This window comes from Marinomonas maritima (genome assembly GCF_024435075.2).
Taxonomy (GTDB): Bacteria; Pseudomonadota; Gammaproteobacteria; order Pseudomonadales; family Marinomonadaceae; genus Marinomonas; species Marinomonas maritima.
Window position 1 is genome coordinate 38,052 of the sequence record NZ_JAMZEG020000002.1, and the last position, 22,914, is coordinate 60,965.

A 22,914-nucleotide genomic window follows, 5' to 3' on the forward strand; every position below is an offset into this window, starting at 1 on the left:
AGTGACAGATTTTTTGAATTTATAGAGTAAAACGTAAAGCATGTCAGATTTAGAATGGATATTCGGCATTCATGCCGTGGAAAACGCGTTGACCCAACAGCCAGAGCGCGTGAAAGAAGTGCGCTTTCAAGAGGGTCGTGACGATAAGAAAAATCAGCGATTGGTACAGCTTTGTAAAACCAGCAAAGTGAACTACAGCGTGGTGCCTCGTAAAGAGTTAGACCAGTTGTTCACTAAGAACAAAGACCGTGTTGTGCACCAAGGTGTTGTGGCTTATACCACGATGACGAAAGCGGGTAACGAAGCTGACTTACATACCCTTGTTGCTGGTTTGGATGAAACACCGCTGATTATCATTTTGGACGGTGTGACCGATCCGCATAACTTAGGCGCTTGTTTACGAAGTGCGGATGCGGCGGGTGCTCATGCAGTAGTGATGCCAAAAGACAACTCAGCACCATTAAATGCCACGGTAAGCAAAGTAGCCTGTGGTGCAGCGGAAAGCATGCCTGTTTATGCGGTTACCAATCTTGCTCGTACGATGAAAAAGTTACAAGACCAAGGTGTTTGGATCTTTGGTACGGCAGGTGAAGCGACACAAACGATTTACGAGCAAGACTTGTCCATTCCTACCGCGATTGTGATGGGTGCGGAAGGCGACGGCATGCGTCGCTTAACTCGCGAGCAATGCGATTATTTGGTGAAATTGCCAATGGCTGGTGTGGTTTCTAGTTTGAATGTGTCGGTAGCGACTGGCATTTGCTTGTTCGAAGCCGTACGTCAGCGTGCTGTCAAAGCAAAAGGGTAAGGGGTAAGGCGTGTTTAAGCAGTTTACTATTCAAGCGCCATTACCTGCGATTGAAGCCGAATTACAGCAGAAAATTGATGGCAAAACCAAACCCTTAGGGGCGTTGGGTGAATTGGAAAATATCGCTTTTCAGCTGGGTCGTATTCAGCAAACGTCCACACCTAATGTGTCGAACGCTAAGATGGTCGTTTTTGCGGCAGATCATGGCGTGGTGGCTCAAGGTATTAGTTTGTTTCCTCAAGAAGTCACACCGCAAATGGTGATGAATTTCTTGATGGGCGGTGCGGCGGTCAGTGTGTTTTGTGAACAGCACCATGTGCCTTTACGAGTGGTAGATGTAGGCGTGAATGCGGCGCTTGATGAACATCCATTATTGGGTAATCGCAAGGTCGCGTTTGCTTCCAAAGATTTCAGCCAAGAGGCGGCCATGTCTGCTGAGCAGGTTGCACAATCGATACAAGCTGGTGTCGACGAAGCGGATTTTGCTATTGATGATGGTGTGAATTTGTTGATGTTTGGTGAGATGGGCATAGGTAATACCTGTGTCTCTTCTTGCATGATGACGGCGTTAATTGGCGTTAGCGCGACGGACAGTGCTGGACGTGGAACCGGATTGGATTCTGCTGGTGTGTCTCATAAAGTGCAGATAATCGAGCAGTCATTGCGTCGTGCAGAACACGCAACGGGTCAAGTAATGTCTGAATGGAGTGCACAGACGTTAGCAGAACAAGTGGGTGGTTTTGAAATTTTGGCGATGGCTGGCGCTATGTTGCAATCAGCACAACGTCAGACCGCGTTTGTTGTTGATGGTTTTATTTGCTCTGTTGCTTTGTTGTTTGCCCAAAAAGTAGTACCTAATGTGCGCGAATACGCCATTTTTGCTCATCAGTCGAATGAGAAAGCACACAAAATGTTGTTGAGTCATTTAAGCGCGGAACCCATTTTGTCCTTGGATTTACGCTTAGGGGAAGGTTCTGGTGCAATTTTAGCGTATCCCCTTATTAAGAGTGCCTGTGTTTTTCTGAAAAACATGGCGAGCTTTGAAAGTGCAGGCGTTAGCGATTCTAAATAACATGGTTATTACTTGGGGTAAGCATGAAAGGCATGATAATGAGTCCTTATTGGCAAGGCTTTAAACGCAGCCTTGTTACCTATACACGAATTCCATTAAAAGTGGATTGGAGCGATGACATAAAGCACACCCCAGCGGTGTGCTTTTTACCATGGATTGGCGTGGTTGTTGCCTTATTGAGCGCTTGGCCGTTGTGGTTTGATTGGTCTTCGTCTTTGCAAGCACTACTGATGTTATTGACATCGGTATTGTTGACCGGTGGGTTTCATGAAGATGGTCTGATGGACAGTTGTGATGGTTTGGTTGGTGGCTGGGACAAAGAGCAGCGTTTGTCGATCATGAAAGATTCACGTATCGGCAGTTATGCGGCCTTGTCTATTTGGTTTTCTCTGTCGCTAAAGTGGCTGCTGCTTAGTGAGCTTTTGGCTATTATCCCCGCGTCTTTTTTAGGCTTTATTTATACCTTGGCTGCTTGGTGCGCTGTGCATGTGATGGCCAGAGCGATACCGCTTGTGCTGATGAACAGTTTAGATTATGTGACTGTGGAGCAAAGTAAAGCGTCCAGTATGATTGCAACATTGACCTCGAGTCAGTGGGGCATCGCATTGGCACCTTGTCTACTTTTTGGTTTGTTGGCGTTTAATGTCTTTGACTTAATCATCACCCTGATGCTTGCCGCTGGTTTAGTCTTTTTGTTGCGTGTTTATTTGCGTAAGAAAATAGAGGGGTTCAATGGCGATACCTTAGGGGCGGGTGAGCAAATTGGTGAGATTTTTATCATCTTATGTTTGCTGGTGTCTTATTCGTGAAGTTGTATCTGATACGCCATCCGCGGCCGGATGTGAAAAAAGGTTTGTGCTATGGCGATATGGATGTGCCTCTTGCTGAAGGTTGGGAAGCTGGAGCGCAGGCGTTAAAAAAGGCCTTGTCGATCGAGTTTGATATGCTCTCAAGTATGAGTTACCACAGTCCATTAAGTCGCGCGTCTAAACTGGCCAATTTTATTACGGATGGCTGTTCGCAGTCGGTTGATGCATTAAAAGAATTGGATTTTGGCGATTGGGAAGGTTTATGTTGGCAAGATATTCCAAAGACTGAAATTGATAGTTGGGCGGAGAATATAGTTCATGCTGCGCCGTATAACGGCGAATCGTTACAAGTTGTAGCGGATCGTGTTTGGCAATGGTGGTTGTCGGTCAAAGATACGTCGGCCGAGCACGTCGTTGTGACAGCGCATTCAGGTGTTATAAAAGTGTTTGTTAGTTTGCTTTGCCAATGGCCTTTGGCGCAATGTCACCGTATTGACGTCGGATTTAGTAGTTTGACTGAATTTTCAGTCCAAGGCGACTTTGTGGTATTAAAGCGTTTGGGTGCTGGCGACTGGGTTTCTGCTTAAGTTTTTTGAGAAAAAATTAAAAATGCTACTATATTTTTTGGGTATGTTTGGGATTGCTGCGTTTGCAATTACCGGGGTTATTTCCTCCGGTAAAAAAGACATGGATCTTTTTAGCGTGGTGTTTCTGGGGATGGTGACGTCTCTTGGCGGCGGCACGATACGAGACACCGTGTTATCGGTTGAAGCTGTGTATTGGGTCAAAGATACATCGTATCTGTGGGTGGCTTTTTTGTCTTCTGCTCTTGCTTTTTTTATCGTTCGATTTATTGATGACAAGAAAGCTGTTTTTCATTATGCCGACTCGTTTGGTTTAGCCTTGTTTACTGTGGTAGCGACGGAAAAAGTGTTGAATCTCGGTTTTCCGCCAACCATTGCTATTACTATGGGGATTATTACCGGTGTGGCGGGTGGCATTATTCGCGATGTATTAAGCCACCGTCCGCCTTTAGTATTAGGTCGAGAATTCTATGCAACGCCGGCTTTTTTAGGGGCGTTGTTGTTAGTGCTACTTGAAAAAAATATACCTGCACATGAGTTTAACTCGATTTACGCTGTGGCTTTAGTCTTTATACTAAGGGTGTTTGCGATACATAAAGACTTATATTACCCAAGCTGGTTACTCTACAAAAAGAGATAGATTATGACGGAACAATCGAACACTAAGCAGACTGAACAAGATAATGTAGACAAAAATGAAGCGCGTTTATTAAAAAAGAAAGCCGTTGTTGATCAGCGTATTGCGGCCGCAACAGAAGAGCGTGGCGTGACTATTTTGCTTACTGGAAATGGTAAAGGTAAGAGCTCTAGTGCATTTGGCACCATGGCGCGTGCTTTGGGTCATGGTCAAAAAAGCGCGGTCATTCAGTTTATCAAAGGTCGCAAAGCCACGGGTGAGCAATTATTTTTTGGTTCGCATCCGTTAGTCGACTTTCATGTTATGGGGCATGGTTTTACGTGGGAAACACGTAACCCTGAGTTGGAAAAAGAAGCCGCAGAGCAAGCTTGGGCATTGGCAAAGGGCGTATTGTCAGATTCAAGCGTGCATTTTGTCTTGTTGGATGAAATCACTTATATGTATAAATATGGCTATCTTAATGAAGCCGATTTGATTGCTGCGCTTGCTGCTCGTCCAGCACATCAAAATGTGATGATGACGGGTCGCACAGCGCCAAGGGCGTTATTAGACAGCGTCGATACGCACAGTAAAATAGCAAATGAGCGTCATGCCTTTGCAAATGGTGTCAAAGCGCAAGTGGGCATTGAATGGTAGTTCGCTTTGCGAGCTACAATACCGCATTGAGCCGATCCCATCCGGGGGCACTTTTGGCAGCACTCAAGTCCAGCAAGGACAAACAAGTGCTCGCCACCATCGCGTTATTGCAAGAAGTACGCCCCGACATTATCTTGCTGAATGAGGTTGATTTTGATGCCTCAGGCGAGACCGTTACGCTTTTACAGTCTTTGCTAAGAAAGCCTTCCTCAACTCGCACAGGGTTGGACTATCCCTTCTTCTTTTGTCAGCCCGTTAATACTGGAGTGCCTTCTGGTCGAGATTTTGACAAAGATGGGGACGCGACAGATAAAGGCGCTGACGCGTTAGGTTTCGGTGATTTCCCAGGTCAATACGGTATGCTGCTGTTATCACGTTTCCCGATTGATCACTTGGCTTCTCGCACTTTTCAACATTTTTTATGGCGCGATATGCCAAACGCACATTTACCAAAGTACACTTCTGGAGACGCTTGGTTTAATGACGAAGATTTGGCTGTGTTGCCTTTGTCATCAAAATCTCATTGGGATGTGGCGATAAAAGTGAATGCTCAAGCGCTGCATTGTTTGTGCTCTCATCCAACACCTCCTGTCTTTGATGGTGCCGAACGCCGAAATTTTTGTCGTAATCAAGATGAAATTCATTTTTGGTCAGACTATCTTTCAAAATCGCCTTATATTATCGACGATCAAGGGCGTCGAGGTGGGTTGGAGGGCGGTGATTTTGTGTTGCTAGGGGATTTGAATGCCTCTCCTTATGAAGGGGATTCTGATAGGACAGCGATTCAAAACTTACTGGCGCACCCCGCCATGTCAGCAATCGGGTTTCCAACCAGTCGCGGTGGAGTTGAACACTCACCGAAAGTTGATGCAAAGCACAGTGCTTATCACACTGCTGTGTGGCGTATGCAGGCAGATTATGTCAGGCCTAGTCGTTTGCTTGAAACCGTTGGACAAGCAGTATTTTGGCCTGACTCTCGTGACAATCAACACTCTCTTCTTAGCAATACTTCAGATCATCGCCTTGTTTATCTAGATGTCATCATTAAGCCTTAAAAAAACAAATGAGATTTATTCTCATATAAGCTAGATATTTTTAAAATCATGTACGATAATGATTCTCATTAAGTTTTATTAATCCAATACAAAAGATCGCGGAGGAAATAATGCAGAACTGGGAACGTTTAACAAGACAAGCCAATAGAGCCTATTCAAATCATGCTTTTTCGGATGCCGTTGAGTTAAATCAACAGGCATTAATGCAAGCTGAAATGTCATTCGATGATGACTTTTATCGTGATGCTGAGTCGGCCGTTGCTGCAGCCGCAGTGAGCTTTTTAAATATTGCGGAATCTTATACGGCGCTGGGCGATTTCGTTTCTGCGAATACGCAATTTGAAAATGCGGTCAATTTTCTACAGGCCGTTCTTGTTCGCCCTGATCTAGATGGCGAGCAAAGGGGGCTTATTACGAGAACGGCGACACACATTCGTTTTGAGTGGGAGTTGTTTTCTCAAACTTATAGTAAGCATGTATCAACTCAGAGCAAAGCCCTGATGCAAGCCTTGTCTAATGCTGTTCCTAGTTCAGAAACCATGGTTCACCATTAATCATCCCTGTTCATCTAACGCCATTAATAAGGGTCATTGTATGAAGTCGGTTTTTACTATTTTAGCATTCAGTAGTTTGCTTGTTATTGGTCAACTGGTTCAAGCGCATCCAGGCCGCGACCATTCTCATTGGTCAAGTGAGCCTATTCATATCTTGACCATGTTTGCCATCGCCAGCTTGATTGTCAGCGGTATGATATACAAACAGTGCATTCGTCGACGTAAAAAATTTGAACGGAAGGATCTTAACCATGATGCATAGTGTGATTAAAACCCTCGACAAAGTAATTCATTTTAAAACCGCCCAAGCTCATTGCGATATACCCTGTAAAATTTACGATCCGGCAACGGCTCAACTAGCAGCGTTAACTTGTGTGCGTTTAATGGATTTAATTAAAGAAATTGAAGACAAAGGGACTTTGAGTGTGGCGGATTACGCACAGGTTTCTCGTTTAGTAGGTGAAAAAGAATCTGCCAGTACGGAGGTTAAAGACGCTATTGGTATTATTTGGGGGGATTATTTTAAAGCGCCGCAGTTTGAGTTGGTATCGAATGCGCATAATTTAACTCACAGTATTATGTTGCAAGCGTCAAAATGCAAACAAGGTATTGACCGAGTAGAAGGTGAGAAATTGGTTGATTTGGTGAATGACTTTGCGGAAGTTTTTTGGCTAACAAAAGAAGTGCCGACTTACCGTGCTTCATGCCCTTATCCACCGATGTTGGAAATGGTTTACCCTGATTTAAAAGGCCAAGGTAAGCGCTTTTAATCCGTATTTTAATTGTGACACTGTGGAAGGATATCGATATGTTTCACTTAATCAAAGTTCAAGGAGAAAGTATGTCTCCTAGTTTATGTCATGGAGACTTTGTATTTACCAGTCGCTGGTATAAAAAACTCAACACGGGTCACCTTGTTGTTGTCGATCATGCACTGTACGGATACATTGTAAAAAAAATTTTGCATATTGCGCCAGATGGACAACTTTGGCTAGGCGGTGAAAGTAACAAGAGTTTGCAATCAGAACGTATAGGTTGGGTATCTTCTCGGCGAGTTGTTGGTAAAGTCATCGCTCGTATTTGTGCTTCTTAAATGAAGTGTACAAAAAAAAAGACACTTTATTAGAATGGCAAGGAATTGCATGGTACCCAGATGTTGGCCTTACGTTTTTTTTTCTATAAAATCCCTTCTTTAACTCCCCCCGCCATTTTATTAAGCCAGAGAGAAGTTCATGACAGCAGCCGAGTTACCAAAGGTAAAGAAACACACACGTCTTGAGGATGCCCAAGCCGTCATTCTTGGTACCTTGATTATTGCGTTAGGCGTTAACCTTTTTACCCATGCTGGGTTGTTAACGGGTGGTTCAGCTGGTTTGGCTTTTTTGATGCAGTATTCGACACCATTGACGTTTGGTCAGGCGTTTTTCTTAATTAATATCCCTTTCTATTTATTGGCCGTTATTCATTTCGGTTGGGAGTTTACAATAAAGACGTTTCTTTCCGTATTTTGCCTTTCTGTTTTCTCCGATGTGACTCCAATGCTGGTTACTTTTGATCAAGTGAACCCTATTTATGCCAGTGTAGCCGGCGGTTTTTTAATGGGCGTGGGCTTTTTAATGTTGTTTCGCCATAATGCCAGTCTAGGGGGGTTGAACATATTAGCGCGTTACCTTTCTGAAAAACACGGTATTTCCATGGGGAAATTCCAGATGGCAGTGGATTGTATGATCGTGCTTTTATCCGTTTTTGTGGTCGATTATACCTTGATCATTATTTCATTTGTGGGGGCCATTGCGTTGAATATGATTATTGCTGTTAATCATAAACCAGGCCGTTATATGGGTAATGTTTAGTTGAGCTAAGATTATTGAGTGTAACGAAAGCGGCTATATCAGCCGCTTTTTTTGGCCTATAAACTGCTTAACGTATGCTGGTGATTCCTAAGTGAGCGCCCCTCAGGTATGATTACGGCAATTAAAAGACAGAGGTAAAGAGTGTGGAGTTACTTAAAGTAGACAACCTTAACCCCTACTTAGAAGATCTTGTCGAGTTATTATGTGACGCTGTTGATTCGGGCGCGCCAATTGGTTTTTTACCACCAATGAGCGAATCAGAGGCGAAAGCGTATTGGCTAACAGTGAATGATGATTTACAAGAAAATGCCCGCCAAGTGTTATTAATACGTGAAGACGATAAGGTGGTTGGTAGCGTACAAATTGCTATGTCACCAAAAGCCAATGCGTTGCACCGTTGTGATGTCGAAAAACTGATGGTCCATACTCAAGCAAGAGAGCATGGTTTGGGCGGTATGTTGATGCAAGGTGTTGAACGCGTGGCGGCGTCGATGCAAAGGCAACTGCTAATGCTTGAAGTAAGAAGCGACGATATTGCTCACGACATGTATGTTAATATGGGCTATATTCCATTTGGCGAAGTGCCCGGATACTCTCGCAGTGCGAACGGTATGCTGCATAATGCGACGTTCTTCTTCAAAGAAATTGAAACCACCCACGAAGTATTTTCTTAATCTAAACAAAGCCATAGGCGATTCTCTTGAGACTTGATTTTTATTTATCCCACGTGACTGAATTGGCACGTAAAGCGGCAAAAATTGCCGCGTCAAAAGGCCGTGTTACTGTAAACGGTGAGGTGGTTAAAAAGGCCAATTACACAGTACAAGACGGTGATAAAATTTGCCTAGATGACACGCTTTTGGCGTGGCCATCAGAAGGGTATTATTTACTGCATAAGCCTGCTGGTTACGTTTGCGCTAACCAAGATCCAGAGCATCCTACGGTATTGGATTTATTGCCTTCGCATTTGGGCCAAGCGCTCAATATAGTTGGCCGTTTAGACAAAGACACAACGGGCTTACTGTTGTTGACGACAGATGGACAATGGCTACATCGAATTACATCACCTCGTAATGCGTGCAACAAACGCTATCGTATGATGTTGGCCGAGCGAATCAGTGACGAAGATTTAAAACAATTGGAAGCGGGAGTGATGCTGAATGGCGAGCCGCAACCAACGTTACCTGCTGTTGCTGAACGCATTAGCGACTGTGATATTTATCTTACAATTCAAGAAGGTAAATATCATCAAGTGAAACGGATGTTGGCCGCTGTAGGCAATAAAGTGGAAGAGCTTCATCGTGATCAGATTGGTCCGCTTTCACTTGATGTTGATTTACAAGCGGGTGAGTTCCGTGCCTTGACGGCAGAAGAAGTTGCTTACTTTTAGTAAGGTTTTAACAAGACAAAAAATCGTATTGATTGGCGATATGACAAGAGAGTGAAATGATGAAAGAGTTATCGATGGATGAACGTGTTCAATTGTTGGTTGCGCCTGACAGCGAACGCTTAGTGTATTTTGTTGAGCAAGCCAAAGCCTCTCAATTGGTATGGAGCTTAAGTAACGAAGAAGGTTTCGTGATGGTAGAAACCGACGACGGTGATTGTGTTATGGTTTGGCCAGATGCTGATTTTGCTAGCCAATGGGCGATTGAAGATTGGGACGACTGTGAGCCAGTGTCCGTTTCGCTTGATATGTTTAAAACAGAATGGTTACCCAGCCTTGCACTGGATAATATCACCGTGGCTGTTTTCCCTAATATTGAAGACGAAGGTAAGTTGTCGACCGCGGAAGAGTTAACCGCGCTGTTGGCTTAATACGATAGAAATAAAAGTTTTCGTGAATGTTGTTGGTTACTGAAAAAGAACAACCCCACCCTAACCCTCTCCTTTGAAGGCATAAGGGGAGGGAATAAAGTGCTAATCTGCATCCTCTTTGAAAACATAAGAGGTGGGAACAAAAGCACTAAAGTCCTTTCCTTACTAAGAGGGAGGTTGGAAGGGTTGTGTCTTGTTGGTTCAGCAATACTTGTGAAAATACAAATAAGGACTTAACTCCCCCATGAGTAAACGTCAAAATCACCGTGAAGAAGTCTTTGTTAAAATACTGGAAGCCGCTGAGATTGAATTCGGGCTAAAAGGTTACAGTGGTGCCAGCCTACAACACATTGCCGAGCGTGCTGGTTTGCCCAAACCGAACATCATTTATTATTTTCAGTCCAAAGCCAATTTGTATAAACAGGTGCTTGATCAGACCTTAATGGGCTGGAATGATCTTTTTGATCGGGCGACGATAGACGATGATCCGGCCTATGTGCTGGACAGCTTTATTCGCGTTAAACTCAAACAAAGTTTTGATAAAGGCGCTACTTCTCGTCTTTTTGCGATGGAAGTTATTGGTGGCGCGCTCCATATTGGCGACTATTTAAAAGAAGAGCTAAGACCTTGGTTTATGTCGCGAGTCGCATTGCTTCAAAGCTGGATGGACGCTGGAAAAATGCGTCAGTGTGATCCTGCTAGTGTGATTTACATGATTTGGTCGTCTACTCAACATTACGCAGACTTCGAAGCACAAGTGCTAGCGCTCAGTGGTATTGAGTCGCTGACTGATGACGATTTGAAGCGCATCGGAGACACCGTAAGTGGTATTATTCTAGCAGGTTGTGGTTTGAGCTTACCCTCTAACCATTAAACGTGATGATCCTCCCCGCGTTATTTTTTCTCTTCTCTTAATTTGTGAATGTGTTGAACCAGAGCCCGCAATTTTGCGGGTTTGGCCGGTTTCGCCATATAAGTAATCTGCAGTTGTTTACATTGTTCTATTAATTCTGGATCGCGTAGGGCGGTAATCAACACCGCTGGGATGATTTTCCCTGCACGGGCTCTGAGCGCCTTGATCAAGGATAAGCCATCTCGGTGGTCATCAAGGTGATAGTCGACCAAAAGTAATTCTGCCTCGCCTTCAGCCTGCAATGCGTCATTAAAGCGATTAAAAGTGCGACAATCACATTGCCAGTGAGTTAATAGTGTATTCATGGCTGTCAGATTGTTTTTTTCATCGTCAATGCACCAGACATAGCAATGCGCCAGTTTTTCTTGCGGCGTTATAATAGGCGGTGGTGTTGATAACGCTACGATCATATTGCTTTGGGCTAGGGGAATTTCAATGCTAAAACAGCTGCCTTTGCCGGGGATTGAGCGTATTTCAGTGGCCAATCCCAGTTGCTTTTGCATGCGACGAACCAAACCAAGCCCTAGTCCCATGCCGGGTTCTTGCGTGTTTTCCCAGCGGTAGAAATCGTCAAATATTTTCTTTTGTTCTGACGCTGGAATCCCAACGCCGGTGTCCCATACTTGTAAATACACAACGCCAGCTCGAGGTCTTACGCTTAATAAGACACGTCCTTTTAGTGTGTACTTCACGGCATTGGAGACAAAATTTTGGATGATTCGGCGCAAGTAAATAGGGTCAGTATGCACTCGAAAAGAACGCATGTGGGTGGTTAAACGAATATTTTTACTCTCCGCGATAACACCAAATTCCGCCACAATCGGTGCGAGGATGTCCTGTAGATTACAGTCCACTAATTTTGGTTGTATGGCGCCTTGGTCTAAGCGTGCAATTTCAAGCAAGGTCGAAATCAGCGCCTCGGTAGATTCGAGTGAGTCAGACAGCCTATTAACAACTTGATGTGTATCATTAGGAAGTTGAGTGGATTGTAAGATTCCCATGTAAAGCTTGGCGGCGTTTAGCGGTTGTAGAATATCGTGGCTGGCTAAGGCGAGAAATTCTGTTTTAGACGCATTGGCTTGTTCGGCCTCCGCTTTGGCACTGATCAACGCTTTTTCAGCTTGATTACGACGTTCAATTTCTTGCATTAGCTCGTTGTTAACACCTTGTACTTCTTCGGTTCGCGCTTCGACTCGTTTTTCTAAGTCTATATTGGCTTCCTTTAAGGCTTGTTGGCTTTCAATGTGTTCAGTTACATCGGTGAAGCTCGTGACGAAGCCGCCATCAGGAAGCGGGTTTCCGACCATTTCGATGACTCGGCCACTGCCTCGACGACGTAAAAAACGATGAGTCGTGCCTTTTCTAAGGTGTTCTAAGCGCTTGCTTACCAGTTCTTCAATGTCACCAACACCGCATTCACCACGTTCGGCATTAAAGCGAATAAGCTCTTCGACAGGCAGTCCAACGGTCAGCATACTTTCTGGGTAAGGATAAAGTGACAGGTAGGTTTTATTCCACGCGACGATACGCAGGTCTTTGTCGACTACGCTAATGCCTTGGTCTAAATTGTCCATGGAAACGAATAGTAGGTTTTGACTAAACTGAATCGCTTGGGTGGTTTCATCTAAATATGTCACCATTTCCTCTACCTTGATTTGCTTATCAATCAAGATGGAGTTAATGATGGTGCGAGCCGAAGACCCCCCCAAAACGCCTCCTAAAATACGTTCGCAATAGTCCACAAATAGCCGATTTGGCGACGCATTATTCGGAATGGTTTGGCTGTAATCTTGCTCAAAATTCGACAGTACTTGCTGGCTCTTTTGTTTGCCTAAAAAAGTTTCTAGCAAGACAAAAAAATCGCCGTTGGTGGCTTTACTCTTAGGTTTAAAAAAACCTTTTTCAAGCTCTGTAGTAGGACTAACAAAGGCAGTTGCTTGGATTCTATCTATCAAACGCTCCGTCGATAACAAAGACCCCACTATGTAACCAAAAACATTTGCTAATAAGCTGATAAAGGCGCCGTAGCTGATTAATTCTGAGCGGGATTGAGCGGTGTCTAGGCCCCAATCTATATTGCCAGAAAGTGGTAGCATCATCATCAACATCCAGCACAAGAAACCCAGAGTTAACCCAGTGTAAACACCGTGCGCGTGTGCGCGTTTCCAATAGAGCCCCCCAAGAACGGCGGGCATGAGTTGCAGAACAAGAGAGAAGGCCAAAACACCTGTACCAGCCAGCGATTCGTTGTTCGCCATCTTTTGGTAGTACAAAAAGGATAGGACTAAAATACCGGCCATCGCTAAGCGTCGAATCATTAATATGCGACGTCGATATAAAGGTAAAGCTTGTTGTTGTGCACTGGCTCGGGCCAGCATAAGAGGTAGGATTACATCGTTGCTGATCATGATACTTAGAGCAAACGTAGCCACAATGATCATCGCCGTTGTGGCCGACATTCCGCCTAGAAATATCAACATTTGTAAGGGCAGGTTATCTGACACTAGGGCGAACTGAATCACATAAGTGTCTGGATTAATATCCGCAGAAAAAAGACTCTGGCCGGCAATGGCGATGGGCGGAATAATAGATGCGAAAATGAGCAAGTATAAAGGGAATAACCAACGTGCCATATTGGATTGTTTGTTACTTTGATGATCCACTACGGTGACGTGGAACTGTCTGGGCAAACAAATAACCGCTGCTGCTGCCATAAATGTCTGCATGAGAAAGGGAAAAGACAAAAACTGTTCAGGGTTCCATACTGAGAAGTCCACATTTTGGCTCATCTCGTCTAGACCAAAATCTTGAGTCATGATGATGGCAACCAAGCCAACCGCGACAATGGCGATCAATTTAAACAAAGACTCGGCGCCAATTGCTAGCATCATTCCGGAGCGATACTCTGTCACTTCCACTTTTCTTGTACCAAATAACATGGCAAAAACACCAATCGAAATGGTAGCGACAAAAACAACAAGGCTGGCCGAAGACTCATCTTGATTAACAAAAAGAGCGAAGTTAGAACCTATGGCTTTCAGCTGTAAGGCAATATAAGGAATGACGGCCAGCATACTGATGAGTATGACCAGTGGGGCGGTCATGGGTCGTTTACCGTATCGAGAGGAAATAAAGTCGGCAATTGAGGTGATGTTTTGTTTACGGCTTACCGTAATCATTTTTCGTAATATTGGGAAGGCAAATAAATACAATAAAATGGGGCCTAAAAGAATGGGCAAATAGCTCCAGCCAGAACGAGAGGCTTCACCGATGGAACCGTAGAAGGTCCAAGCGGTACAATAAATGGCCAACGATAAACTATAGACCAATGGGTGACGCGTCAGTTTTTTGGCTGCAGGGCTTTCTTTGTCGCCCCAAATGGCGATCCAAAAGAGGCCTAGAACGTAAAGAATGGCTAACAGAATCCAGAAAACAGTCATTGAATAAATTACCTGAACATAGGTTGATGCGTCATTGTTATTTTAAACTCAATGTAACATAGTCAATTTAACAATCCTCTACGACTTAGGTCTCGTAGCGTTAGTAGAGGGCTGTTTTTCCTCTGTAAATAGTCTTTTTGCGCATCAATCATTTGTGGTGCGACGACCAATGCTAAACTGTACTTCTATAAGACAATACTAGGAGACACCATGAACCAATTTCCTACCCATCTTGATATAAAAGCATTTCATGCTCATCTTTATTATACGGATGAAGCGGGAGTTGAGATGGCCAAGCAGATTGCAGCGCAAGCGGCTGAATTGTTTGATATTCGTATTGGGCGCTTTCATCAGAAACCCGTTGGTCCGCACCCCGTTTGGAGCTGTCAGTTGTCGTTTACTTCAGAAACGTTTGGCCAAATTGTTCCTTGGCTGATGTTAAACCGACAGTCTTTAGATATTTTTGTTCATCCATTAACGGGCAATAATTACGTAGATCATACTCAAGGTGTTAGTTGGTTAGGGCGAGCATACACTCTAGACATTTCACAGTTTAAGCCGTTAGTTAAATCATTCACGTAAAAAGAGAAGAGCGAAACAGTGATGCTAATTCGACCTGCAAGTATGAATGACGCCGCAGCCATTGCGCAAGTGGCGGCTGGATTGGGTTATAAAGAGAAGACTATTGAACATTCTGCTGTGCAGAGGCTTGAGCGTTTACTGAGTTCTAATGACGATAGAGCTTGGGTGGCTGAATTAGACGGCGTGGTGATTGGCTGGCTTCATGCGCAACATGCTTTTCGAATGGCTTCTGCAGATTTTATTGAAATACTGGGATTGTCTGTTTCGGCCGAAGCCCGTTTCAAAGGGGCTGGACGTACCTTGGTTGAACAAGCTAGACAGTGGGCATCAGAAGAACATGTAACGTTGCGAGTTCGAACCAATGATATTCGCGATGAGGCCAAAAAATTCTATTTGGCTTTAGATTTTTTGTTGGTGAAAAGGCAATCTGTCTTTGAATTGTCGCTTCAAATTTGATCCGTTTTGCTTGATAGGTGTCTTTTTTTCAAATTAATATTCCAACATCCCTTTAAAAATCGTCGAACATACCAAACTTCTAGGTTTATACGGTAGTTATTGCGCTTATGGGACGTTATCATAATGCCACAAACTATTGTTTGGGTTCGTGTTGTGGCGGTGTATCGCAACCCTGTTTGCTTGTATCAAGCGCTCGTACCCTTATTCATTTTTAAGCTGGAGAATAGAATGCAAATTACAGAAAACGCCGTTGTTAGCATGCACTACACATTGACAGACGAACAAGGCCAAGAGCTAGATTCTTCTGTAGGTCAAGAGCCTTTAGTATTTTTAAGTGGCGCTCAGAACATCATTGATGGCCTAGATAAAGCACTTCAAGGCAAAGCGGCGGGCGATAAACTTGCGGTATCGGTTGAGCCTGAAGATGGCTACGGCGCAGTACATGAAGAACTTATTCAGAAAGTACCGACAGAAAACTTTCAAGGCGTTGATGATATTGAAATTGGTATGCAGTTCATGGCACAAACGCCAGGCGGCCAACAACCTGTTACTGTCATCGGGGTAGAAGACGACGGTATTATGCTTGATGGTAACCATCCATTGGCTGGTAAAACGTTGAAGTTTGATGTTGAGATTATTGAAGTTCGCGAAGCATTGGCTGAAGAGTTAGAGCATGGTCATGTGCATGGTGAAGGTGGCCATCAACACTAGATCAAATAAAAAACGAACAAACAAAAAGCAGCCTCTGGAAACAGCGGCTGCTTTTTTGTTTTAGAGGCAAGAGCGAGACAGACTTATGGCACAAGAAACTTTCATAGCATTAAAAGAGGCTGTTTTATCTTGCCAGCATTGTGCGAGTCTTCTTCCAAATCCCCCTGAACCGATTATCCAAATTCATCCTAATGCAAAAATACTTATTGCAGGTCAGGCTCCGGGTCAAAAGGCCCATGATAGTGGCCGCCCTTTTGATGACCTAAGTGGTGATCGATTAAGGAGTTGGCTTGGCGTGACTGTGGACGTATTTTATGACGCTCAACAAGTTGCTATTTTACCAATGGGCTTTTGTTTCCCCGGTAATACTTATTACAAAAGTGGGCCGTCAGCAGGAAAGATATCAGGGGATTTACCGCCACGTCCTGAGTGCGCCGTAAAGTGGCGTGAGGCTATACTGAGTCAGCTTACGCATATTGAGTTGACGATCGTATTAGGCGTTTATGCCCAAAAGTATCATTTAGGGCGTTCAGGCAATCTCACAGAACAGGTTAAAGCGTGGCTATATTGGTTGGAACAAGGAATATTAGTTTTACCTCACCCTAGTCCTCGAAATAATCGCTGGTTGAAGCAAAACCCTTGGTTTGAAACTGAGGTTTTGCCAGAACTCAAAAAACGGGTTAACGCGTTACTTCAGGTTCCCGCGTCATAATATAATGCTCTATGCCATCTTCCATATAAGGTGCGGAAACCGTGGTAAAACCGTGGGATTTATAGAAATTTTCAAGATGCGATTGAGCGCCAATTTTGATCGGACTGGTTGGCCATAGAGTAGTTGCATGTTTAATTGCATGACTCATCAATGTATGACCCATTTTATCCTTGCGGCTTTGCGGAGCAACAACGACGCGTCCTATGCTGCTGTAACCTGAATACGAATCACCTTCGGCCAACAATCTTGCATAGGCTACGAGTTGATTGTCTTGCAAGGCAAAAAGATGTTGAGTGCTGGGTAATGTATCCAAGCCGTCTAATTCTGGAAAAGGGCAGTTTTGCTCAACCACAAAAACATCACAGCGAAGTCTAAGTAAATCATAAAGTATGTGAGTAGACAGCTCGTTAAACGGCTGACAATGCCATGTTATCATTACTTTTTTCCATCAAATTATTGTTCGATCTTGTTGGCTTATATTATGCCTAGGAAGTCGTGTTATGAACATGAAAGAGTTCTCACTGTGCGTTGGATTATCGGCTCATACGTTGCGTTATTATGAAAAAATCGGATTGATAAAAAATGTTCAACGTAATACCAGCGGTCATCGGTCTTACACAAAAAAAGAGGTAGAGTGGGTTGGTTTTATTGTTCGTTTGAAAGAAACAGGGATGGCTCTGGAAAATATACTGCAATACGCGGCACTACGAGAGGTCGGGGTAATGACAGTCTTGGAACGTCAGCAACTGTTAGAGCGCCATAAAGACCTGTTAAAAGCGCACATAGCGTTGCAGCAGAATCATTTAGAAGCGTTAGACAAGAAAATTGATTTGTATAAAGCCAACAAAGTGAGTTGACTTAGAGTTTACTCTAACTTGTAAGGTATTACTTCTTTCAGAAAATGAATAGGAGTACGCCATGAATAACTCAAGATTTGACTTAGGTTTAGCACTGCTTTCTAAGATTGACGGAGAAGCGGGGCATAACGTGATAGATAGCCTACAAGACATTTGCCCTGATTTAGCTCGATTTACCATTGAATACCCATTTGGTGATATTTACTCACGACCCAGCTTGGATCTTAAGTCCAGAGAGATCGCCACCGTCGCAGCATTAACGGCGTTAGGTAATTGCCGTCCTCAACTTAAAGTCCACCTGAACGCTGCTTTAAATGTTGGTTGCAGTGAGGACGAAATAAAAGAAGTGTTATTGCAAATGTCAGTCTACGCAGGCTTTCCATCGGCATTGAATGGCATGTTTGCTTTCAAAGAAGTGTTGCAAGAACGAGAGACTGAATAAACTAAACGTCAGTTTCTAAGTTGTACTGATGTTTTAACGAATATTTAGGACTTTTAGCTCTTACGCTCGGTAAACCGAGTGTAAGAGCTACATTCAGATAATAAGTGTGGCACTGCCAAAAAGTTGTATGAATTTTTCAATACCGATGCGATAAAGGAAAAGCAAAAGACACATAAGTATTTACATATTCCCCCGAATATTTATCAGCGTCGGTATTGAATCGAGGTGACATTTTCTCGGAAATAATCTACTTTTCCATCCAGCTCGTGAGAAATAATAACCGTTTTACTTGTCACATCGGACTCTGCCAAACCATACCAAAATGATTGATCAAACGTAGTTAGATACCAGCCGTCGCCTAACTCCTCTGATGTTAACCCGATAATTTCCGTTCCTTTTGGAAAAATTTCCGCTCCTAGCCGGGTTAAAACAGCTATAAAACCTTCTTTGTTTTGACACTGCTGCCAATTTGTATCGGCGTCATCTTTGTAGTGGTCAATGCGTAAGTCAATATTGTCTGCTATCAAATCTAGTAATGACATATCTCCTTTTTCAAATTTATTTAATAACTCATGGATTACAATATTGTGGTGACGTTCAAACATGTTAGATACCTTATTAATTTATATTTTTTAAAATCATTAATATTCAGATATTTATAGATTTTTTTTGATTTTCATTTGGCGTTTTAATAGAGTAGATAAAATAAATCCATAGGTATAATATGTTTTTTATTTTTCATGTATAGGTTTTTTGTATGGTTGAGATTAAGCCACTTCATTACTTCGTATCAGCGTATGAGGAAGGGTCTATCACGGCGGCAGCGTCACGATGCTTCATATCACAGCCCTCCATTACCCACGCTATTAAGTCATTGGAAGATCGTTTGGGTGTAATACTATTTGAGAGAAGTAAGCAGGGTATTAAGCCAACAAAAGAAGGGCAAACGCTCTATAAGCTTGCCACCGATCTCTTGCTACAAAATCAGCAATTAGAGGCGGCTTTTACACCTGATAAAAAAGTTGAGTTGCACCTTTATATACAACCCGATATTAATATTGAGCGGTATTGCAATATCATTGACACTATTCAAAACACCTCGCCATTTATTGATTTGTCTATAGTAGAGACGGTTGATCAAGCTCAGTTGGCTATCATTGATGAGGAGCGATTATCATCCCAATTTCAATTTAAGGTACTCAATCAGGAACGCTATCAACTGGTTGTTCGCAAGGATCACCCTTTAGCCACCGAAAATGTGGTTACGCTGGAGTCATTTAAAGATCTTTCGTTTATTGAGAGGCCTTACTGCACTAATCGTAAGGCGTTTGAGCGGCTGATGAATGAGAAAAAAATATCGATTACCTATAAAGGGAAATCTATTCATGATTTACAAATCCAAGGTCTGGTAAAGCTAGGCCTAGGAGTGGCAGTAATACCAGAATCGTATATCCAAAAAGACGATGATTTAAAGTACATGGCTATTGCTCTGGATGCGCCCATAACTCGCACTATTGTGCTTGCCTATCGAAAGCTCCCTAGTGTGTTAATGACGGCGATGGAAGAGACTAAATGGGCTTATTGCCGCAAAAAATAAAGAATCAGGCTCTAAGGTTTCCTATCGTCCAACAATGGATCATTGTGATAAAAAATAGTGTATACCTGTTGAGTTTGAATGATGTGTGGAAGTCATTTGTCCCCAATAAATGTCGGGACGTTTATTAAGCTATTTCTGAGCCGGCTTATGTCATTGCCATTTTTAATGATGTGATATTGAAGAATAAAGCGGGGGACGGTAAATAGACTGAGATGGATAGGAAAGGTGCAGGGAAACGCTTATGTTTTTATTTTAGCGCTGTTTCCTTTTTTATAAAATCCGTTGGACCAAGCCAAAATGTTTTCTTCTAGAAGAAGACGCTTACCCAATTGAACTTTATATTAGCGGTATGGATTAAGCGTGCTGAGCAGAAGATGATACAAAAACGGCTTTTAATTTCAGTGCTGCTTTTTTAACGGCTTTAATAGCAGAAGATATACCTGCAACAATGTATTCAGCGCGTTCTGCACGTGCGATTGTTTCGTATTTTTCAGCGTCTGTTAGGTAGGCAGAGTTTACGTTTGCTAATAATTCAGCAATAGTTTGATTCTTTTTCATCGTGTTTCCCTTATCCATAGTTGTTTGATATCAGCATCAAAAAAACTGTGTTTTGATGTTGATATAGTAGGAATTCCACGTAAATAAGACAAACGATATAAAATACACCAATAGCTGAGTAAAACTAATCAATCGGACAATAATAGAATAATTGAGCAGACAATAGGGTCATTTGAAAGTGTAATTCATTCAGTATTAGACGTTATCAAGTGGGCTGCCATCTTGTTTGGCGGTGTCTAAGCAAATATAAGATTTTGTACTCACTACGTCAGCGTGAGCATAAAGTTGTTTGACAACCAAATCCGTAAACTCAGCCATGTTTTTGGCACACACTTCCACGATTAAATCCACGTCTCCGGTGACACCATGCACATTGATCGCCGCGCTTTGTTGTTGTAGAAAATGCATCACGTTGTCCCGTGCATTTGGCGTATCTTTGCTGACGGTCACCAGTGTCCAAGCCATGACACTATAGCCGAGCTTTTGATAGTTCACTTTTGCTCGATAGCCGCTAATAACGTTCATTTCTTCTAATAAGCGTAAGCGCCTTAAACATTGTGATTGAGATAAGTTGATGGCTTGAGCCAGTTGAGTGTTGCTTATTCGACCATTTGACTCTAATGCTTTGATTATTTTGTAGTCTGTGCGGTCTAAGGAGATTTCTTTCATTTATCGCTCTATTTTAACAAAATTATTGTATTACGTTAGTAATCTTTCTCTGAAATAGCAAACAACTTGTGTGTTTTATTCTTTATACTTTTGCTCTAGTCGTTTATTTTTTTATGGCGTATTTTGGGTTGTTTTTGGAAGGATAAAGTTATGACTCCTTTGTTAGATTTAGCGTTTGTTCGTTCTCAGTTTCCGGCTTTTAAAGAGCCATCTTTATCCGGTCAGGCTTTTTTTGATAATGCAGGCGGTTCCTATGCATGCAAAGCCGTTATTGATCATTTGGACCAATATTACCGAGAAACAAAACTCCAGCCTTATCACCTTCATCCTGCTGCTCAAAAAGCTGGTGCACAGATGGATTTAGCTTATAAACGCTTAGCGTCCTATTTGAATGTAGAGGCAAGTGAAGTACACCTTGGGCCTTCGACTTCTCAGAATACGTATGTGCTGGCTCAGGCGTTTGGCAAGATATTGAAAGAAGGTGATGAGGTCATTGTGACCAATCAAGATCACGAAGCGAACATCGGTGTTTGGCGTGCTTTGGCGTCTCGTGGCGTCGTTATTAAAGAATGGCAAGTTGATTCAAGTACAGGGTCTTTGAATATCAACGATCTAGAGCAACTTTTTACTAAACGAACCAAGTTATTGGCGTTCACTCATTGTTCCAATGTGGTGGCAGAAATCAACCCAGTAGCAGAAATTTGCGCGCGAGCAAGAGCGGCAAATGTGATGACACTGGTTGATGGTGTGTCGTTTGCGAGCCATGGGTTACCAGATATAGATGCACTCGGCGCTGATATTTATTTATTTTCGCTTTATAAAGCGTATGGCACGCACCTTGGTGTGATGGTTATTCGTAATGCCATTGCAGATAAACTAGGCAATCAAGCGCATTATTTTAATGAAGCTTATCGTCAAAAATGGTTTGTACCTGCCGGTCCTGATCATGCTCAAGTAGCAGCCAGTCGTGGTGTGCTGGACTATTTTGATGTCTTGCATGATTACCATTTTGATGAGGGCGGCTCAGCTCTTGAAAAGGCTCAACGAGTAAGAATATTGTTTCATGACGCCGAGCAGGTGTTGCTGGCTAAGTTGCTTGAGTATGTTGATCAACATCCTAAGCTGACATTGCTTGGTCCAACGGATCCTTTAAAAAGAGCGGCCACTGTTGCTATTATTCCTAAAGGTCAAACACCTCAGGAATTGGCTCAAAAACTGGTTGATCAAGGGATTATTTGTGGTGCAGGGCATTTCTATGCGGTTCGCTTGCTAGAAGCAATGGGAGTGGATTCTAATACTGGCGTTGTCAGATTGTCATTTGTTCATTACACGCAACCAGAAGAAATTGACCAGCTGATACAAGCCTTAGAAATAGCGCTTAAATAACAGAAAAAAGAAAAGGTCAGATGTTTTTCATCTGTCCTTTCTTTATTTAGAGTGTGGCCAAGATTCAAAATGAACCGCTGAACTGACGTCTCGCCTAGGCAACCAACCTGATCTTTCAAGATCTGGGGTGTCGTGAAAAATGTCGACATAACCCACACATAAGTACGCAATGATATCGATGGATTCGGGGATATTGAGTGTGTCGCGTATGACATGATCGTGAATAATACTGACCCAACCAACGCCTAGGTTTTCAGCTCTCGCCGCTAACCATAGGTTTTGCACCGCGCATACGGAACTGAATAAATCCATTTCCGGTTTAGCGGTTCGACCTAAGACAACGGAACCGGTTCGACTGCGATCACAGGTCACGCAAATACCCAATGGCGCTTCTTCAATACCTTCTAGTTTAAGGCTTTTATAGTCTTCTTTGCGATGACCTTCAAATAGCTCAGTCGCTTCTGCATGAGCGTGTAGAAAACCTTGTTTGATTTTTGCCTTAGATTCAGGACTTTGCACAATAATGAAATCCCACGGTTGCATAAAGCCAACGCTAGGGGCGTGGTGAGCAGCCAGTAATACGCGTTCTAAAACGTCTTGAGGGATGGTGTCTGATTTGAACTCTCTGCGTACATCACGACGCGAAAAAATTGTTTTGTAAACCGCGTCTCGTTCTTCTTGAGTGATGTTCATAAATATCGACTTTCATTATTAGAAAAGCCGATATTATGGTCGTTCATGACACATTATACCAATGAGGAAAAT

The 22,914-nt window shown here is 43.0% G+C and carries 30 protein-coding genes; 24 read left to right on the forward strand and 6 right to left on the reverse strand.

Annotated elements, in window-relative coordinates:
- Positions 1–40: 40 nt before the first annotated feature.
- From rlmB to M3I01_RS06325, 16 genes are all read left to right on the forward strand, one after another.
- On the forward strand, positions 41–808 hold the full coding sequence (gene rlmB, locus M3I01_RS06250; protein WP_112137573.1) for a 23S rRNA (guanosine(2251)-2'-O)-methyltransferase RlmB: 768 nt from the start codon (positions 41–43) through the stop codon (positions 806–808).
- A gap of 10 nt (positions 809–818) precedes the next feature.
- Positions 819–1,880, forward strand: a complete 1,062-nt coding sequence (gene cobT / locus M3I01_RS06255) for a nicotinate-nucleotide--dimethylbenzimidazole phosphoribosyltransferase (RefSeq protein ID WP_255894867.1) — start codon at positions 819–821, stop codon at positions 1,878–1,880.
- 38 nt (positions 1,881–1,918) lie between these two features.
- Positions 1,919–2,689: an adenosylcobinamide-GDP ribazoletransferase gene (locus M3I01_RS06260; RefSeq protein ID WP_275564978.1), complete on the forward strand. Its 771-nt coding sequence runs from the start codon at positions 1,919–1,921 to the stop codon at positions 2,687–2,689.
- On the forward strand, positions 2,686–3,276 hold the full coding sequence (locus tag M3I01_RS06265) for a histidine phosphatase family protein (protein WP_255894869.1): 591 nt from the start codon (positions 2,686–2,688) through the stop codon (positions 3,274–3,276). The genes M3I01_RS06260 and M3I01_RS06265 overlap by 4 nt, the downstream gene beginning before the upstream one ends.
- 22 nt (positions 3,277–3,298) lie before the next feature.
- Entirely contained in the window at positions 3,299–3,913 is a 615-nt protein-coding gene (locus M3I01_RS06270; RefSeq protein ID WP_255894870.1) for a trimeric intracellular cation channel family protein, read from the forward strand.
- Between the two features lie 3 nt (positions 3,914–3,916).
- Complete coding sequence (gene cobO / locus M3I01_RS06275) at positions 3,917–4,546, forward strand: cob(I)yrinic acid a,c-diamide adenosyltransferase (protein ID WP_255894873.1); 630 nt, start codon at positions 3,917–3,919, stop codon at positions 4,544–4,546.
- Positions 4,540–5,601 (forward strand): endonuclease/exonuclease/phosphatase family protein, encoded by a 1,062-nt coding sequence (locus tag M3I01_RS06280; RefSeq protein WP_255894874.1) that lies wholly within the window; start codon positions 4,540–4,542, stop codon positions 5,599–5,601. The genes cobO and M3I01_RS06280 overlap by 7 nt, the downstream gene beginning before the upstream one ends.
- A gap of 110 nt (positions 5,602–5,711) precedes the next feature.
- On the forward strand, positions 5,712–6,155 hold the full coding sequence (locus M3I01_RS06285; RefSeq protein WP_255894878.1) for a tetratricopeptide repeat protein: 444 nt from the start codon (positions 5,712–5,714) through the stop codon (positions 6,153–6,155).
- Between the two features lie 40 nt (positions 6,156–6,195).
- Positions 6,196–6,417, forward strand: coding sequence for a hypothetical protein (locus M3I01_RS06290; protein ID WP_255894879.1), 222 nt, complete (start codon positions 6,196–6,198; stop codon positions 6,415–6,417).
- Positions 6,407–6,925: a superoxide dismutase, Ni gene (gene sodN, locus M3I01_RS06295; RefSeq protein WP_255894880.1), complete on the forward strand. Its 519-nt coding sequence runs from the start codon at positions 6,407–6,409 to the stop codon at positions 6,923–6,925. The genes M3I01_RS06290 and sodN overlap by 11 nt, the downstream gene beginning before the upstream one ends.
- A 14-nt stretch (positions 6,926–6,939) precedes the next feature.
- Entirely contained in the window at positions 6,940–7,248 is a 309-nt protein-coding gene (locus tag M3I01_RS06300) for a S24 family peptidase (RefSeq protein ID WP_394358969.1), read from the forward strand.
- Between the two features lie 139 nt (positions 7,249–7,387).
- The gene (locus M3I01_RS06305) at positions 7,388–8,008 is read left to right on the forward strand and encodes a YitT family protein (RefSeq protein WP_255894882.1); all 621 of its coding nucleotides are present in this window, start codon (positions 7,388–7,390) and stop codon (positions 8,006–8,008) included.
- Positions 8,009–8,151: 143 nt separating this feature from the next.
- Complete coding sequence (locus M3I01_RS06310; RefSeq protein ID WP_275564979.1) at positions 8,152–8,682, forward strand: GNAT family N-acetyltransferase; 531 nt, start codon at positions 8,152–8,154, stop codon at positions 8,680–8,682.
- A gap of 26 nt (positions 8,683–8,708) precedes the next feature.
- Positions 8,709–9,398, forward strand: coding sequence for a pseudouridine synthase (locus M3I01_RS06315; RefSeq protein WP_255894884.1), 690 nt, complete (start codon positions 8,709–8,711; stop codon positions 9,396–9,398).
- A 56-nt stretch (positions 9,399–9,454) separates the two neighbouring features.
- Positions 9,455–9,826 (forward strand): DUF2750 domain-containing protein, encoded by a 372-nt coding sequence (locus tag M3I01_RS06320; protein ID WP_176335855.1) that lies wholly within the window; start codon positions 9,455–9,457, stop codon positions 9,824–9,826.
- A 244-nt stretch (positions 9,827–10,070) separates the two neighbouring features.
- Positions 10,071–10,700 carry a TetR family transcriptional regulator C-terminal domain-containing protein gene (locus M3I01_RS06325; RefSeq protein WP_255894885.1) on the forward strand — a complete coding sequence of 210 codons (630 nt, stop codon included), beginning with the start codon at positions 10,071–10,073 and terminating at the stop codon, positions 10,698–10,700.
- Positions 10,701–10,720: 20 nt separating this feature from the next.
- On the opposite strand, the gene M3I01_RS06330 is transcribed toward M3I01_RS06325, so the two are convergent.
- Positions 10,721–14,179, reverse strand: a complete 3,459-nt coding sequence (locus M3I01_RS06330; RefSeq protein WP_275564980.1) for a PAS domain-containing hybrid sensor histidine kinase/response regulator — start codon at positions 14,177–14,179, stop codon at positions 10,721–10,723.
- Between the two features lie 210 nt (positions 14,180–14,389).
- Between M3I01_RS06330 and M3I01_RS06335 the strand changes: the two genes are divergently transcribed.
- From M3I01_RS06335 to M3I01_RS06350, 4 genes are all read left to right on the forward strand, one after another.
- Positions 14,390–14,761, forward strand: coding sequence for a DOPA 4,5-dioxygenase family protein (locus M3I01_RS06335; protein WP_255894889.1), 372 nt, complete (start codon positions 14,390–14,392; stop codon positions 14,759–14,761).
- A 21-nt stretch (positions 14,762–14,782) separates the two neighbouring features.
- Positions 14,783–15,217: a GNAT family N-acetyltransferase gene (locus M3I01_RS06340; protein WP_255896105.1), complete on the forward strand. Its 435-nt coding sequence runs from the start codon at positions 14,783–14,785 to the stop codon at positions 15,215–15,217.
- A 228-nt stretch (positions 15,218–15,445) separates the two neighbouring features.
- Entirely contained in the window at positions 15,446–15,928 is a 483-nt protein-coding gene (locus M3I01_RS06345) for an FKBP-type peptidyl-prolyl cis-trans isomerase (protein ID WP_255896106.1), read from the forward strand.
- A gap of 85 nt (positions 15,929–16,013) precedes the next feature.
- Positions 16,014–16,640, forward strand: a complete 627-nt coding sequence (locus tag M3I01_RS06350; RefSeq protein WP_255894891.1) for a uracil-DNA glycosylase family protein — start codon at positions 16,014–16,016, stop codon at positions 16,638–16,640.
- Here M3I01_RS06350 and M3I01_RS06355 read toward each other — a convergent pair.
- Positions 16,609–17,076: a GNAT family N-acetyltransferase gene (locus tag M3I01_RS06355; RefSeq protein ID WP_255894892.1), complete on the reverse strand. Its 468-nt coding sequence runs from the start codon at positions 17,074–17,076 to the stop codon at positions 16,609–16,611. The two genes, M3I01_RS06350 and M3I01_RS06355, sit on opposite strands and share 32 nt — an antisense overlap.
- 64 nt (positions 17,077–17,140) lie before the next feature.
- Here M3I01_RS06355 and M3I01_RS06360 point away from each other — a divergent pair, with 64 nt between their 5' ends.
- On the forward strand, positions 17,141–17,497 hold the full coding sequence (locus M3I01_RS06360; protein WP_255894893.1) for a MerR family transcriptional regulator: 357 nt from the start codon (positions 17,141–17,143) through the stop codon (positions 17,495–17,497).
- Positions 17,498–17,558: 61 nt separating this feature from the next.
- Positions 17,559–17,939 carry a carboxymuconolactone decarboxylase family protein gene (locus M3I01_RS06365; protein WP_255894894.1) on the forward strand — a complete coding sequence of 127 codons (381 nt, stop codon included), beginning with the start codon at positions 17,559–17,561 and terminating at the stop codon, positions 17,937–17,939.
- Positions 17,940–18,142: 203 nt separating this feature from the next.
- On the opposite strand, the gene M3I01_RS06370 is transcribed toward M3I01_RS06365, so the two are convergent.
- On the reverse strand, positions 18,143–18,544 hold the full coding sequence (locus M3I01_RS06370; RefSeq protein WP_255894895.1) for a hypothetical protein: 402 nt from the start codon (positions 18,542–18,544) through the stop codon (positions 18,143–18,145).
- A 152-nt stretch (positions 18,545–18,696) separates the two neighbouring features.
- Here M3I01_RS06370 and M3I01_RS06375 point away from each other — a divergent pair, with 152 nt between their 5' ends.
- On the forward strand, positions 18,697–19,536 hold the full coding sequence (locus M3I01_RS06375) for a LysR family transcriptional regulator (RefSeq protein WP_255894896.1): 840 nt from the start codon (positions 18,697–18,699) through the stop codon (positions 19,534–19,536).
- Between the two features lie 354 nt (positions 19,537–19,890).
- Here M3I01_RS06375 and M3I01_RS06380 read toward each other — a convergent pair whose 3' ends face one another.
- Both M3I01_RS06380 and M3I01_RS06385 read right to left on the reverse strand, forming a co-directional pair.
- Positions 19,891–20,094 carry an RSP_7527 family protein gene (locus M3I01_RS06380; RefSeq protein WP_255894897.1) on the reverse strand — a complete coding sequence of 68 codons (204 nt, stop codon included), beginning with the start codon at positions 20,092–20,094 and terminating at the stop codon, positions 19,891–19,893.
- A 195-nt stretch (positions 20,095–20,289) separates the two neighbouring features.
- On the reverse strand, positions 20,290–20,763 hold the full coding sequence (locus tag M3I01_RS06385) for an Lrp/AsnC family transcriptional regulator (protein WP_255894898.1): 474 nt from the start codon (positions 20,761–20,763) through the stop codon (positions 20,290–20,292).
- Positions 20,764–20,913: 150 nt separating this feature from the next.
- Here M3I01_RS06385 and M3I01_RS06390 point away from each other — a divergent pair, with 150 nt between their 5' ends.
- Positions 20,914–22,149 carry an aminotransferase class V-fold PLP-dependent enzyme gene (locus M3I01_RS06390; protein ID WP_255894899.1) on the forward strand — a complete coding sequence of 412 codons (1,236 nt, stop codon included), beginning with the start codon at positions 20,914–20,916 and terminating at the stop codon, positions 22,147–22,149.
- A 42-nt stretch (positions 22,150–22,191) separates the two neighbouring features.
- On the opposite strand, the gene bluB is transcribed toward M3I01_RS06390, so the two are convergent.
- Positions 22,192–22,842, reverse strand: coding sequence for a 5,6-dimethylbenzimidazole synthase (gene bluB / locus M3I01_RS06395; protein WP_255894900.1), 651 nt, complete (start codon positions 22,840–22,842; stop codon positions 22,192–22,194).
- Between the last annotated feature and the right edge of the window lie 72 nt (positions 22,843–22,914).

Bases quoted from the DNA above. Each gene is read 5' to 3' on its own strand.
- sodN (WP_255894880.1), top strand. From the start codon at position 6,407: ATGATGCATAGTGTGATTAAAACCCTCGACAAAGTAATTCATTTTAAA.
- M3I01_RS06335 (WP_255894889.1), top strand. From the start codon at position 14,390: ATGAACCAATTTCCTACCCATCTTGATATAAAAGCATTTCATGCTCAT.
- M3I01_RS06305 (WP_255894882.1), top strand. From the start codon at position 7,388: ATGACAGCAGCCGAGTTACCAAAGGTAAAGAAACACACACGTCTTGAG.
- M3I01_RS06340 (WP_255896105.1), top strand. From the start codon at position 14,783: ATGCTAATTCGACCTGCAAGTATGAATGACGCCGCAGCCATTGCGCAA.
- M3I01_RS06350 (WP_255894891.1), top strand. From the start codon at position 16,014: ATGGCACAAGAAACTTTCATAGCATTAAAAGAGGCTGTTTTATCTTGC.
- M3I01_RS06280 (WP_255894874.1), top strand. From the start codon at position 4,540: ATGGTAGTTCGCTTTGCGAGCTACAATACCGCATTGAGCCGATCCCAT.
- M3I01_RS06375 (WP_255894896.1), top strand. From the start codon at position 18,697: ATGGTTGAGATTAAGCCACTTCATTACTTCGTATCAGCGTATGAGGAA.
- M3I01_RS06290 (WP_255894879.1), top strand. From the start codon at position 6,196: ATGAAGTCGGTTTTTACTATTTTAGCATTCAGTAGTTTGCTTGTTATT.
- M3I01_RS06390 (WP_255894899.1), top strand. From the start codon at position 20,914: ATGACTCCTTTGTTAGATTTAGCGTTTGTTCGTTCTCAGTTTCCGGCT.
- M3I01_RS06270 (WP_255894870.1), top strand. From the start codon at position 3,299: ATGCTACTATATTTTTTGGGTATGTTTGGGATTGCTGCGTTTGCAATT.
- rlmB (WP_112137573.1), top strand. From the start codon at position 41: ATGTCAGATTTAGAATGGATATTCGGCATTCATGCCGTGGAAAACGCG.
- M3I01_RS06320 (WP_176335855.1), top strand. From the start codon at position 9,455: ATGATGAAAGAGTTATCGATGGATGAACGTGTTCAATTGTTGGTTGCG.
- M3I01_RS06330 (WP_275564980.1), bottom strand. From the start codon at position 14,179: ATGACTGTTTTCTGGATTCTGTTAGCCATTCTTTACGTTCTAGGCCTC.
- M3I01_RS06285 (WP_255894878.1), top strand. From the start codon at position 5,712: ATGCAGAACTGGGAACGTTTAACAAGACAAGCCAATAGAGCCTATTCA.
- M3I01_RS06325 (WP_255894885.1), top strand. From the start codon at position 10,071: ATGAGTAAACGTCAAAATCACCGTGAAGAAGTCTTTGTTAAAATACTG.
- bluB (WP_255894900.1), bottom strand. From the start codon at position 22,842: ATGAACATCACTCAAGAAGAACGAGACGCGGTTTACAAAACAATTTTT.
- M3I01_RS06360 (WP_255894893.1), top strand. From the start codon at position 17,141: ATGAACATGAAAGAGTTCTCACTGTGCGTTGGATTATCGGCTCATACG.
- M3I01_RS06355 (WP_255894892.1), bottom strand. From the start codon at position 17,076: ATGATAACATGGCATTGTCAGCCGTTTAACGAGCTGTCTACTCACATA.
- M3I01_RS06380 (WP_255894897.1), bottom strand. From the start codon at position 20,094: ATGAAAAAGAATCAAACTATTGCTGAATTATTAGCAAACGTAAACTCT.
- M3I01_RS06370 (WP_255894895.1), bottom strand. From the start codon at position 18,544: ATGTTTGAACGTCACCACAATATTGTAATCCATGAGTTATTAAATAAA.
- M3I01_RS06345 (WP_255896106.1), top strand. From the start codon at position 15,446: ATGCAAATTACAGAAAACGCCGTTGTTAGCATGCACTACACATTGACA.
- M3I01_RS06365 (WP_255894894.1), top strand. From the start codon at position 17,559: ATGAATAACTCAAGATTTGACTTAGGTTTAGCACTGCTTTCTAAGATT.
- M3I01_RS06385 (WP_255894898.1), bottom strand. From the start codon at position 20,763: ATGAAAGAAATCTCCTTAGACCGCACAGACTACAAAATAATCAAAGCA.
- M3I01_RS06260 (WP_275564978.1), top strand. From the start codon at position 1,919: ATGAGTCCTTATTGGCAAGGCTTTAAACGCAGCCTTGTTACCTATACA.
- cobO (WP_255894873.1), top strand. From the start codon at position 3,917: ATGACGGAACAATCGAACACTAAGCAGACTGAACAAGATAATGTAGAC.